Origin of the sequence: Paenibacillus xylanexedens, assembly GCF_001908275.1 — a bacterium.
In the GTDB taxonomy this organism is placed as follows: Bacteria; Bacillota; Bacilli; order Paenibacillales; family Paenibacillaceae; genus Paenibacillus; species Paenibacillus xylanexedens_A.
In genome coordinates, this window is the sequence record NZ_CP018620.1 from 6289584 (window position 1) to 6303114 (window position 13531).

Consider the following 13531-nt stretch of genomic DNA (forward strand, 5'->3'; position numbering starts at 1 on the left):
TTATTTTATTTCTCAGCCAACCAGCGTGAAGCGTCTTTTCCGTAGTAGGTAATGATCATATCTGCACCTGCGCGTTTCATGCTGAGCAGGATTTCCATGGCAACTTTTTTCTCATCGATCCAGCCTTGAATCGCCGCCGCCTTCACCATGGCATACTCGCCACTTACATTATAGGCCACAAGCGGAAGATCAAATTGATCCTTGATGGTGCGCATAACATCCAGATAGGAAAGGGATGGTTTTACCATCAACATGTCCGCTCCTTCGAGCACATCCGTCTCTGCTTCGCGCAAGGCTTCACGCGCGTTCGCCGGGTCCATCTGATACGACTTGCGGTCTCCGAATTGTGGTGTGGAATCCGCTGCTTCACGGAATGGGCCATAGAATGCAGATGCATATTTAACAGAGTAGGACATGATCGGAATGTGACTGAATCCATTCTCATCCAGTCCCGCGCGGATCGCTTGTACAAATCCATCCATCATGTTGGATGGAGCAATAATGTCCGCTCCTGCTTTGGCTTGAGAAACTGCCGTTTGCACGAGCAGATCAAGTGATTCGTCATTTAACACATCTCCGCAGATGTGACCGTCAATCTCCACGGTGTGTACCATACCGCAGTGACCGTGATCCGTGAATTCACACAGACAAGTATCTGCAACAACCAGCAGTTCCGGGTACCAGGATTTGATTAATCTCGTCGCTTCCTGCACAATGCCATCTTCAGCGAAGCCAGATGAACCCACACTGTCCTTAGTCTCCGGAATACCGAACAATAACACGGCTGGAATTCCCAGCTCGGCAATTTCCGTTACTTCCTCCTGAAGACGATCCAGCGAGAAGCGGAATACGCCAGGCATGGATTTAATTTCAGATTTTACATTTTCTCCATACGTAACATAAATCGGTTGAATAAAATCATCCACGGTTAGATGGGTCTCTCTGACCATATTGCGAATACCTGTGGATTGACGTAAACGGCGATGCCGTACAATTGGAAAACTCATACGAGTAAAACCTCCTTGAAAAAGTTAAATAGAGCAAAAAGGGAAGCGCGCTGGTATCCTATCGAATTCAGCACGCTTCATATGTTGACATGATTACATGTGTATTAATTTCGAAGAGCGCCTTCTTTGGTGCCTGTCCGTTTCCAGTCGCATAGCACTGTGATCAAGCTATCCATCGTTGCTTCCTCTGCCATCAGTGTAACCTTCAGTCCAGCGGCTTCTGCCGTCTTCGCTGTAACAGGTCCGATACACGCAACCTCCACATCTTTTAATAAAGGCAGTGGATCTTGCAACCCCATACGTTTCAACATACTCATGAAGTTGGTAACCGTCGATGAACTTGTAAAGGTCACCGCATGAATTCCACCTTCTTCAAGTAGCTTGAGTAGTTCGTCATCATCCTCACCAGCGAGGATCGTATCGTAGGTGATGGCTTCGGTGACCTGAAGTCCTCGTTCTCTCAACTGGTCACGTAACCATGTACGTGCGAGATCACCGTGCGGAAGCAATACTCTCTGACCTTCCTTCAGCTCACTTTCAAAAGCCTCAAGCATGCCTTCGGCCTGGAAAGGACCTTTGACAACCTCTGCAACGATGCCATGTTTGCGCAAAGCATCTGCTGTGGAAGGTCCTACGGCAGTAATTCTCGCTTGATGAATCGAGCGAATATCCTTGCCTTCCTGTTCCAGATGGCGGAAGAAAAACTCCACGCCGTTCACACTTGTGAAAAACACCCAGTCATAGGTATTTAAAGCACTGAAGGCGTCTTTGACACTTTGCTTGGCAGATTCACTGGATGGCATGACCGTCTCAATAACCGGAAACTCATACGGTTCGCCGCCGAGTTCCTCAATGCGATTCACCAGTTCACTCGCCTGACTGCGAGCACGGGTTACCAGAATTCGTTTGCCAAACAGCGGCAGCGCTTCTGCCCATTTCAACTGTTCCCGCTGATTGACGACATCTCCCACCACAATAACAGCTGGTGGTTGGAAATTGGCTGCGATCACTTTCGCTTCTATATCTTCAAGGGTACCTGTAAGGGTATCCTGTTCCGCTCGTGTTCCCCAACGAATCAGAGCTACCGGTGTTTGCGCTGGACGACCATGACGAATCAGTTGTTCGCTGATATATCCAATTTTGGCAACCCCCATCATAAATACAAGTGTGCCCGTTGCATTCGTCACTTTATCCCAATGGATACTGCGATCAAGCTTGTCCGGACTCTCGTGCCCCGTAATAATAGAGATGGAAGATGCATAGTCACGGTGAGTCACAGGAATTCCGGCATACGCAGGTACACTTATTGCAGCGGTAACCCCAGGTACAATCTCAAACGGAATTCCGTTTTTGTGCAGCAAACCCGCCTCTTCGCCCACACGTCCAAAGATCGTTGGATCGCCGCCCTTAAGCCGAACCACAACCTTGCCTTCAAGAGCCAGATCAACCAACAGTTGATTGATCTCTTCCTGCTTCATCGTATGCCGATCCGGGCGCTTGCCCACGTAAATCTTGACTGCGCCGGGTTTCATTTGTTTCAACAATCTCGGACTTGCCAAACGATCATAGACTACAGCATCGGCTTTACCGATGGATTCCCACCCTTTTACCGTAATCAGCTTTGCATCCCCAGGACCTGCCCCTACCAAAAAGACCTTTCCCACCATGTCTTCATCCCCTAACTTCTGCCAGTATCTGCTCTGCTCCCCGTTCAATCAATCTCCACGCCACTTCTTCACCCAGACGAACCGGGTCCTTGCCGATCATAGCTTCCTTAAGAATCAGTCCACCATCCGGCGTGCCGACCATACCTGTTAATTGTAACGTGTTTTCACCATTCAGGGAATCTGCATCTTGCTGAGGCACCCACACCGCATGAGCACCGATCGGAACCTGACAGCCCCCATTTAATACACTGAGAAAACGGCGTTCCGCCTGTACAGGAAATGCTGTCTCGGGATCGTTATACAGCTGCAGTAAGCGCAACAGTTCCTCATCGTCTTCACGACATTCGATACCAAGCGCGCCTTGACCCACTGCCGGAAGGCAAGCTGTTTCCGTCAGGTACTCTGTGATCCGGTCTTCCCAGCCCATACGGTACAATCCTGCAGCTGCCAGAATAATCGCATCGAATCCTTCAGTCTCCAGCTTCCGCAGACGGGAATCAATATTGCCGCGAATCGATTCCAATTGCAAATCTGGACGATAGGCCTTTAATTGACTCGACCGGCGCAGACTGCTTGTTCCGACTCTAGCTCCTTCTGGCAGTTGATCCAGAGTAAGTCCACCATTGGAGATCAGCGCATCCCGTGGATCTGCACGACGGGGAATAGCACCATTGATTAATCCTTCGGGTAACTCGGAAGGCATATCCTTCATGCTATGCACTGCCATATCAATCGTACGATCAAGCATCGCTTGTTCAATCTCTTTGACAAACAAACCTTTGCCTCCCACTTTTGACAACGTTACATCCAGAATGAGATCTCCCTTGGTAACAATCTTATGTACTTCAAAGTCAAAAGCTAATCCTTCCCGCTCACAAATATCGCGTAAATCCTGAATGACATGGCCTGTCTGGGTTAGCGCAAGCGCGCTCTGTCTACTTCCAACTTTAATTGTACGCATATCTACACTTCCTCCTGATTACGGGATATCCAGTCCCCGATTTCTTCTTCGGTCCACCACCGAAAATGGCCTGTACGAATATCTTCTAATATGTGCATTTCAGTTAACTGCCGAAGCAACGTGCTTCTGAGACTTGAAGAAGATACGCGTGCCTTCACCTCGGTCCTCATCTGGTGCAAAAACTCAAGGTACGTCTCATACTCATCACCGAACTGTCGTTCGAGTGTTGCACGTATCTCCGCAGCTGCTGCCGGTCCCGCTCCTGCTGTGGATATCGCTATGCTTAATCTCCCACGCCTTACCACGCTTGGCGTAATAAAGCTGCTGTGCTTCGAAGACATTGCGTCATTCACCAATATGCCCGCAGCCTCCGCATCCCGAACCACAGTTGAATTGACCTCTGAATGGTCAGTCGCTGCATATACGAGAAAGGCCCCCCGCAAATCACCATTGCGGTAGGACCGGTCTATCCATTGAATTCGGGATTCATGATGCAGTTGTTTTAATACGGGAGTAAGCTCCGGACTAATGACCGTAATCTGTGCCTCAGCATGCAGTAATCCCTTAATTTTACGTTCGGCAACACGTCCACCACCAACCACGCAGCACTTCTTGCCTGAAGTATTCACAAATATCGGCGTGTAACGGTCCATCCCCTTCACTCTCCCGTCCAACGATGAAACGCTGAATACGCATTGGATAAAAAACTTATAATGACAAATCCGTACCCGATCAGTGTCCATCTTGCCATGATAATTGTAGAGAACTGTTTCCTTCTCTTGGATACGAAGTAACCCACATAGATGGCAATGGCAAGACCTGTCGCAATAACTTTGAGATCCAAGAGCAGGACCCAGCGTGTTTCCGCTACGATGGACAATACCGCAAGCATCACAGAAACACCAAGGAGCGGTGTACCTATGAAATTAGCACCATCCATGTATTTGCCGATCACTTCCAGGCTTGGCATCCGTCGCATCGTATCATTCCACTTTTTTTTCTTCAACTTACGGTGCAGGAACAGATATAACATGGCAAATACCGTAGCAACGGTTAACGCCGCAAAACCAAGATTCGCCAAGGTAATATGCATAATGAGTAATCCATGTACCGTTTGCCAGTTATGCAGTGATATCTCTCCGGCCGTAAACCACAGTCGGTTTAATACCGTAACGGAAAAACCTACAACATTCAGCAACAAAATCACAAATTCGGAACGCTGGATGCGAGTCATGACGAGAGACATCAGCACAATACTGAATGAAAATATAAACAAAAAATCAAAGGTGGTATAGATAGGGAAATGGCCTTCAGTCCACATGCGCAATATGACATGCGTTACCTGCAATCCCCAAACAACGACAAGAAACCCTGTGCCTGTCCGCTTCGCCCCCGCATTGCGTCGAATGCAGTCCGAGAAATAGAACAGTAGGCTCAGGGCATACATATAGATTAGAGCTTCATAAACTTGTTCAGCAAGGGTCAAGCTGCCCACCCGCCTTATACGCCTGCCGGAGCATAAGCCGGCACGGGGTCTTGCCGGTTTTCGTTAAGGTGAGCGGCTGGTTTCGCCAGAGCTGTAGCATCACTCTGACTCACTTTTTCAGCGGCCATCTCTACTGCATCTTCCAGAGCGAAAATCTGAGTAAACATGCGCAGAGCTTCATCACCTTGCTTCGTGCCTGCCATTTCCTTAATCCGATTAATCGGATCTGTCGTCATTTGGTTCACAATACTCTTGGTCAAACGACGAATGACTTTACGTTGATGTTCATCGAGCTCAGGCAGTTTATTAAACAGGCTATCCATCGTTTCTTCATGAATGGAGACACCTTTTTCCTGCAAAGCGCGAATAACGGGACGAACACCCAATGTTTTGAGCCAATGGTAATAATCCTCCATCTCAAGCTCAATCATTCTCTCAATCTTGGCAGCTTCCACCTTACGCATCTCCAGGTTGCTCTCCACGATTCCTTCCAGATCATCAATGTCATAGAGAAATACGTTGGATAATTCACCAATCGCCGGATCAATATCGCGTGGAACCGCAATATCAATCAGGAACAATGGACGAGATTGCCGACGCTTCATGCTCTCCCGTACCACTGCTGCATCCATGACATAACGTTCAGCTCCAGTGGAACTAATCACAATATCAACTTCATTAAGTCGACCTAATGCCTGTTCCATGGTACAAGGTGTGCCCCGGAACTTGGCTGCCAATTCTTCAGCTCTTGCGAGCGTTCGATTCGCCACGATAACCTCGGATGCCCCGTTGGCGTAGAGATGTTTCACGGTAAGTTCACTCATCTTGCCGGCACCCAAAATGAGCACCTTCTTGTCTGTGAACATGCCAAAGATCCTCTTACCGAGTTCAACAGCAGCATAACTGACAGATACGGCGCTCTCCCCGATGGAAGTCTCCGAATGTGCCCGTTTGCCCAGCGTAACTGCCTGTTTGAACAGCATATTAAACCAGGTACCTGTTGATTTCTCTTCCTGCGCTTTAAGAAAAGCCTGTTTCACCTGTCCAAGAATCTGAGTCTCACCGATGACCATAGAATCTAGTCCGCAGATGACGCGGAACAAATGGCGCATGGCTTGATCATCTTCATATATATATAAGTGTTGCGTAAATTCTTCCCGTGGTACGTTAAACCATTGTTCCATGAATGTTCGAATAAAATAACCACACATGTGAAGACGGTCCACCACAACATACAACTCGGTACGGTTACATGTGGCTACGATTACACCTTCCAATACACTCTTGGTCAGCTTGAGCTGCTGCAGCGCTTCAGACAAATCCTTTTCTGCAAATGTGAATCGTTCCCTAACCTCTACAGGCGCCGTGCGATAATTCAAACCAACGACAACGATGTGCATTGCAAGTTCACCTGCCTAATAAATTTCCAATCAAAGTGCTTACTGCATATGTCTATCCATTTATGATTGACAAGGTTAATTATATCACACATCATAGCCGTGACCGGGTCATTTTTATGAAATGTTTATGAAATCACCATGTTCATCATCATATGCACTGTCATTTATTGTAGTGTCTCACCAAAGTTCACCGTTATGCGTTAAAAAGTGCCGATTATGAATATTCATAACGATACGCATATTAAAACAAATAGCCATGGAATTATTCCATGACTATTAGAGTTTGGGAGGTTATGTGTCCATCCCGATATGTGAACATTGTGTATGCAATATACTTTTTATTTAAACCCGTTCAATCTGGTTGTTCATGTCTGGTGTTTCAACTTGCAATTCGCCCAAACCACGTACCAACTTCTTTGCATACGTTTTTTCAGGCTTTAATACGGATACCAGGTAGTCAATAGCAAGCTGTGGATCTACAGTCTCCCCACAAGTGTAACAATCAATCGCTGCAAAACCTCTCTCAGGATACGTATGAATGGAGAGATGGCTCTCAGACAATAGTACAAGTACGGTCGCTCCCTGTGGATCAAACTGCTTGGACTGTACGGACATCACTGTCGCGCCACATGCCTCCGCTGCTTCAACCATTTGGGCTTCCAGATACTCTGCATTGTTCAGTAGATTAAGGTCGACACCCCAAGTATCAACAGCAACGTGTCTTCCGAAAGTTGAATATTCCATCCTTCGGTTCCCCCTTCCTAGGAATAAAATGTTTGAAAAATTTCATCCGCTAGGACCTACGTCATTCACTTCCCGAGGGAAAAATCTCTCGCAACATATAATGTCCTGAGTGAATCCTGGTTCCTATATTGTTTTCAACGAGATTAAAAATAACATTGAATCAGAGTGAAATCAACCCTTTTCCAGAAGATTGTAAAATAAATATTTCCAAATCGGAATATTCGATTTCACATCAAAAAATCCCCTGAAACCTCCACATTGGCGAGTGCCACTGCCCGGAAGATACAAGGGAATTCATTATATACATATACGTTTATAAACATACAATTTTAAGTTAATAAGCTTCAAGCTCAAACAACCGTTTTTGATGACGAGCAAGGGTCTCATCAATCTGATGGAGCTGATCAGCAGTCGCATCTTTTCTAGTATCCAGCAGTGAATCAATCTCGGCATACACACGGTTGATTTCGCGTTCTACAGCTCTGGCCTGGAACAGATGCTGCAATTCAAGCAACGTGTTTTTGTATTCATAGATCACTCGGGTGTTCTCCCCGGTCTTCTCCACAATTTTGCGGACAGTGCCTTGAGCATAAACATACGTCATGGTGAACCCTTTATAGATCCGATGAACGACCCCGTCACCCTTAAAAGTCACAAAGAGCTTCCGGACAACGTTGGTCAGATGCAGATTCACCAGGCGGCAAGATAACTCACAGATATAAAACCCTTCTATGCGGTCAAAAGGAAAATGCACTTCTTCTCCACTTACATCCCCCAGCACAACCTCCTGACAACCATTGTCCAACACCTTAACCCGGTGATGAAGCCTGCCGTCTTCTGTCATGCGCAAAAACTGATGCATCTGGGGTTCTGACAATTTCATAGTGGCCTTAACGTATTCTGTGGCTAACCGCTGAGCCATACAAATCCCTCAATTCTTTCCCGATTGTTTTGTCTTCCTGCACATGTAGCAGTCATCTCAAAATTCTTCAGGCCGGCATGGCCGGTAATTTTGTTACTGTTGGCAATATGCACCTATGCTCATTATACACTACCCTAACGTTATTTTTCTCCAGACCCAGATGATGAATTGTCACGAAATCCCTTAAAAAACCGGATTAATCTGGATCTCATTAAAGATTCATTTAGCATGCTCACTTTCCTGCACTAAAACGGTATACTATCTCGGTTATCCGTTAATTCCGTTGGTTTCTTCCTCATCAGAAGCACCCTCTGCATCCAGCACTGGTGCATACTTATCTATGCGGGCATGGCGGGTAATGATGTCCCATAACTCTTCTTTCCCCAATCCCTCTTCGGATGAAAACGGCACAAACAAATCTCCTGAACGAAGACCCAGTGATTCCTTAATGACTTTGATATATTTGGCTCTACGTGTTTTTGGAATCTTGTCCATCTTGGTTGCTACGACAACCAAAGGCAGTCCATTATGACGAAGCCATTCGTTCATCATCTTGTCCTCTTTGGACGGTTCATGTCTCATATCCACCATCTGCATGACCAGTTTCAATTCCTCGCGTCCCAACAAGTATTTCTCCATCATTTTACCCCAGGCAAAGCGTTGCTCTTTGGAAACTTTAGCGTAGCCATATCCCGGGAAATCGACGAAGTATAGATCCTGATTAATTTTATAATAGTTGAGTTGCTGTGTCTTACCCGGTGTTGAGCTCGTCCGAGCTAAATTTTTACGATTGATCAAACGGTTGATCAGGGAAGATTTCCCCACATTGGAGCGTCCCGCCAAAGCAATCTCTGGCAGACCGTCCTCGGGGTATTGTTCAGGCCGAACGGCACTGATAATAAATTCAGATTGATTTACTTTCATATTGTATCTTTCCTCTCTTGAAAACCTGTGCTATGCATCACCTGTTGAAGGTATTATGCCATGGATTGTTCTATCATACCAAAAAAACCGTTCCAGCGGACGCCGAAGCCTCCGCAGAACGGTCTAATCTTCATACGAACCTTTCGGATACGTGGATTACAGGTGAATTCCTGTCTGCTCAACAAGTGCATGCTGCAATACCTGATCCATATGGGCTACAGGGACAAACTCCACATCTTCCTTGATGCTGTCTGGAATGTCACGCAGGTCCCGTTCGTTATCCTTAGGCAATAATATTTTTTTATAGCCGGCACGATGGGCCGCCAGTGATTTCTCTTTCAGGCCACCAATCGGCAGCACACGTCCACGCAGTGTTATTTCACCAGTCATCGCGATATCCTTGGACACATGTTTGTTCGTCAAGGCTGAGATTAACGCTGTTGCCATCGTAATCCCGGCAGATGGACCATCCTTCGGAATCGCTCCTTCCGGAACGTGGATATGAATATCGTTCTTCTCATGGAAGTCAGGCGAAATTCCAAGCTGTGTAGCTTTGGAACGGGTGTAACTGAATGCGGCTTGTGCCGATTCCTTCATGACATCCCCCAGTTTACCTGTGAGAGTCAATTTACCTGTTCCAGGCACAACAGTCACTTCAATGATCAGGGTATCTCCACCCACTTCAGTCCACGCCAGACCCGTTACAGTACCAATCTGATCTTCCAGTTCGGCCATACCATAACGGAACTTGCCAGGTCCAAGGTAGTCTTTGATCTCATCGGATGAGATGTTAATCTGACCTTCCACACCCGATACGATGTTCTTGGCAGCTTTCCGGCACAACGAAGCCATCTGCTGTTCCAGATTACGCACACCTGACTCCCGTGTATATTCACGAATTACACGCAACAACGCGTCATCCGGGATTTCCAATTGCTCTTCTTCCAAACCATGGTCCTGCTTCTGTTTGGGCAACAAATAGTTTTTCGCAATTTGTTGCTTCTCCAGCTCCGTATAACCAGGGATGTTGAGCATTTCCATCCGATCCAGCAATGGACGCGGAATATTGTGTACCGTGTTGGCAGTTGTTATAAACATAACGTTGGATAAGTCAAACGGCAATTCTACAAAATGATCACTAAACGTATTATTTTGTTCCGGATCAAGTACCTCAAGTAACGCTGCGGAAGGATCTCCGCGGAAGTCTGAAGCCATCTTATCAATCTCGTCCAGCAGGAATACCGGATTAAGTGACCCTGCCGTTTTCATCCCCTGGATGATACGTCCAGGCATGGCGCCGACATAGGTACGTCGGTGACCACGAATCTCAGCTTCATCCCGCACGCCGCCAAGAGATATTCTTACAAACTCCCGACCTAGCGATCTCGCGATCGAACGAGCAAGTGATGTTTTACCGACCCCTGGAGGTCCGACCAGACAGAGAATTGGTCCTTTGAGCTTCTTGACGAGCTTCTGGACAGCCAGATATTCCAGCACACGTTCTTTGGGCTTTTCCAGTCCGTAATGATCTGCATTGAGCACATCTTCGGCTTTTTGGATATCCAGATCATCCACTGTCATCTGACTCCAAGGAAGGCCAAGCAGCCAATCCACGTAGTTGCGAATGACTCCGCCCTCGGCTGAACTTGCAGGCATTTTCTCCAGTCGATCAATTTCTTTCTCGACCTTTTCTTTCACCTTGTCCGGCAAGCCGAGTTCTTCCATCTGAGTGCGAAGTTCCTCGACCTCACCCGCACGGCCTTCTTTTTCACCCAGTTCTTTCTGGATCGCTTTCATCTGCTCGCGCAAATAATATTCCTTCTGCGTTTTCTCCATCTGTTTCTTTACACGTTGGCTGATCTTGCGTTCAAGCTCCAGCACTTCGCGCTCATTGTTCAGGATATCCAGCAATTTCTCCAGACGTTCCCGAACGTCGATGGTCTCCAGAATTTCCTGTTTATCCTTGATCTTCAAGGACAGGTGACTCGTGATAACATCGGCCAGACGCCCTGGTTCTTCGATGTCAGACACCGCTGCGAGTGTCTCTGGTGTCACTTTTTTGGACAGATTAATATAATTCTCGAACTGGTTCAGAACGGTACGCATCAAGGCATCCGTCTCCGGATGGGTATTCTCCTCTTCAGGCAGCTCTTTAGCCAGTACTTCATAATATTCCTCATTGTCCGTATATTCAATAATTTCAGCCCGTTCCAAGCCTTCAACGAGTACACGAATCGTACCGTTCGGAAGCTTCAGCATCTGTCTGACCTTGGCCACGGTTCCGATTCTGAAAATGTCCTCTTGTGTTGGTTCTTCAATATTTACTTCGGCTTGGGAACATAGGAGAATCAGATGTTCTTCTACCATCGCTTTTTCTAAAGCCTTGACCGATTTCTCCCGGCCCACATCGAGATGCAGTACCATACTCGGGTAGACGAGAAGTCCTCTTAAAGGCAGTAAAGGAAAACGACGACCTTTCGCTTTGCTCGGTCCCATCGCTTTCGCACCTCCAATGGCTCTCAGGTTGTAGTCATTCATTATTCTATCAAATGTTCACATAAAAAACCAATGAAGGGAAGCGCTTAGCAGCTTCCCGAATCTGTAACCTGTCCTGGACGAGGCACGTCCGCACGCAAATAGGAAGCGGATGCCGGTGGAAAAATCTCCGGTGCAGGTGCAACTGTCTCCTCTGCAAGCTTCGTTTGTTCCATCTGTTGTGATTCCGGAACCCAGGCGAACACTTCACGGAATACATCCTGCACCGTATCTACCGGGATAACGCGCAAGCCATCCAGATTCTCAAAAATGGACTGCCAGTTCTCCGCAGGAATAATAACGGTCTTCGCTCCTGCCTGAAAGGCAGCCTCGACCTTGGCCAGCACGCCACCGATAGGCTTAACCCGACCATGAATACTGATCTCGCCAGTCATCGCTGTCTCATGATCCACAGGACGCCTCTGAATGGCTGATGTAATGGCAGTCGCCATCGCAATCCCGGCGGATGGACCATCAATAGGCGTCCCACCTGGGAAATTCACGTGTAAATCGTAATCATTCGGACGAATACCCATGGCTTTTAATACGGTTAACACATTTTCAACCGAGCCTTTGGCCATACTTTTTCGCCGGAGTGTACGCGAACCGCCTCCAATCTCTTCTTCATCCACAACGCCTGTAATGTTAATTCGGCCTTGATCTTTAAGAGCCGGAACAGCAGATACTTCGATCTCCAAAATGGTTCCCATATTCGGTCCGTATACCGCCAAGCCGTTAACAAAACCCACCTGCGGCTGTGTAGGGACCTTCCGATCAGGCCGTGGCTGAATCTGACTGCTACCCGCCACCCACTCCACATCAGACGCCTGAAGCGTCTCACGCTTCTCTGTCAGCGCAAGTCCAGCAGCCAGCTGGATGATATTGACCGCTTCACGTCCATTGGTTGCATATCGCTTGACCACATCAACGGCATCCGGACATGGACTGAACCCTATTTTCTGAACAGCATCCTCTGCAATTCGCCCAATCTCCTCAGGCAACAAAGGTCGGAAATAAACTTCCATGCAGCGGGAACGCAAAGCTGGTGGCAGTTCATGAGGCGAACGTGTCGTTGCTCCAACAAGGCGGAAATCGGCCGGCAGGCCATTTTGAAAAATATCGTGGATATAAGCAGGAGTATGCGTGTCTTCCGAGTTATAGTACGCACTCTCCAAAAACACCTTGCGATCCTCCAATACTTTCAACAGCTTATTCATCTGAATCGAATGTAATTCACCAATCTCATCAATAAAAAGCATTCCCCCATGCGCTTTCGTCACAGCGCCCGGTTTTGGTTGGGGAATACCAGCAACGCCCATAGCTCCTGCTCCCTGATATATCGGATCATGAACCGAACCAATTAAGGGGTCCGCAATACCACGTTCATCAAAACGAGCTGTTGTTGCATCCAACTCCGTGAATTTCGCGTCTGGCTTGAAAGGAGATGTTGGATTCTTCTTAGCCTCTTCCAAAACGACCCTTGCCGCAGCTGTCTTCCCGACTCCGGGAGGGCCATAAATGATAACATGTTGCGGATTAGCACTGCACAAAGCAGCTTTAAGGGCACGCAGCCCGTCTTTTTGCCCAACAATATCGTTAATGGTAGCTGGACGCGTCTTCTCCGACAACGGCTTGGTGAGTGAGATCGAACGCAGCTTGCGCAGCTTCTCCAGTTCCTTGCGAGATTCACGCTCAACGGCACTGCGGTTTGTTTTCTGACCACGCAGCAGGTTCCAGAAATACAAACCAATCACCACTCCAAAAAATAACTGAATCAACATGATGACCATACCAAATTCCATGTCTTCACATCCTCCTATTTTGTCGCTATTCTCATATGAGATCATGCTAATACTTGGTAGTATAGCCTTTTCAACGCGACGTA

Annotated in this window: 11 protein-coding genes; all 11 read right to left on the reverse strand. The window is 47.4% G+C overall.

What is annotated here, in order from left to right:
• Positions 1 to 5: 5 nt before the first annotated feature.
• The 11 genes from hemB to lonB all read right to left on the reverse strand — a co-directional run bounded on the left by hemB (position 6) and on the right by lonB (position 13448).
• Positions 6 to 1007 (reverse strand): porphobilinogen synthase, encoded by a 1002-nt coding sequence (hemB, locus tag BS614_RS27395; RefSeq protein WP_017692601.1) that lies wholly within the window; start codon positions 1005 to 1007, stop codon positions 6 to 8.
• A gap of 104 nt (positions 1008 to 1111) precedes the next feature.
• Complete coding sequence (gene cobA, locus BS614_RS27400; RefSeq protein ID WP_047841188.1) at positions 1112 to 2674, reverse strand: uroporphyrinogen-III C-methyltransferase; 1563 nt, start codon at positions 2672 to 2674, stop codon at positions 1112 to 1114.
• Between the two features lie 4 nt (positions 2675 to 2678).
• The gene (gene hemC, locus BS614_RS27405; RefSeq protein ID WP_074096252.1) at positions 2679 to 3635 is read right to left on the reverse strand and encodes a hydroxymethylbilane synthase; all 957 of its coding nucleotides are present in this window, start codon (positions 3633 to 3635) and stop codon (positions 2679 to 2681) included.
• 2 nt (positions 3636 to 3637) lie between these two features.
• Positions 3638 to 4288, reverse strand: coding sequence for a precorrin-2 dehydrogenase/sirohydrochlorin ferrochelatase family protein (locus BS614_RS27410; protein WP_074096253.1), 651 nt, complete (start codon positions 4286 to 4288; stop codon positions 3638 to 3640).
• 5 nt (positions 4289 to 4293) lie between these two features.
• Entirely contained in the window at positions 4294 to 5121 is an 828-nt protein-coding gene (locus BS614_RS27415) for an ABC transporter permease (protein WP_415841522.1), read from the reverse strand.
• Between the two features lie 14 nt (positions 5122 to 5135).
• On the reverse strand, positions 5136 to 6521 hold the full coding sequence (gene hemA, locus BS614_RS27420) for a glutamyl-tRNA reductase (RefSeq protein ID WP_074096254.1): 1386 nt from the start codon (positions 6519 to 6521) through the stop codon (positions 5136 to 5138).
• Between the two features lie 342 nt (positions 6522 to 6863).
• The gene (speD, locus tag BS614_RS27425; RefSeq protein WP_074096255.1) at positions 6864 to 7265 is read right to left on the reverse strand and encodes an adenosylmethionine decarboxylase; all 402 of its coding nucleotides are present in this window, start codon (positions 7263 to 7265) and stop codon (positions 6864 to 6866) included.
• 334 nt (positions 7266 to 7599) lie between these two features.
• Entirely contained in the window at positions 7600 to 8187 is a 588-nt protein-coding gene (locus BS614_RS27430) for a non-ribosomal peptide synthetase module (RefSeq protein ID WP_074096256.1), read from the reverse strand.
• Between the two features lie 267 nt (positions 8188 to 8454).
• Positions 8455 to 9111 (reverse strand): ribosome biogenesis GTP-binding protein YihA/YsxC, encoded by a 657-nt coding sequence (gene yihA / locus BS614_RS27435; protein ID WP_036605890.1) that lies wholly within the window; start codon positions 9109 to 9111, stop codon positions 8455 to 8457.
• 156 nt (positions 9112 to 9267) lie between these two features.
• A complete protein-coding gene (lon, locus tag BS614_RS27440; RefSeq protein WP_074096257.1) occupies positions 9268 to 11607 on the reverse strand; it encodes an endopeptidase La in 2340 nt (779 codons plus the stop codon).
• Positions 11608 to 11693: 86 nt separating this feature from the next.
• Positions 11694 to 13448, reverse strand: a complete 1755-nt coding sequence (gene lonB / locus BS614_RS27445) for an ATP-dependent protease LonB (RefSeq protein ID WP_036605888.1) — start codon at positions 13446 to 13448, stop codon at positions 11694 to 11696.
• Positions 13449 to 13531 lie beyond the last annotated feature (83 nt).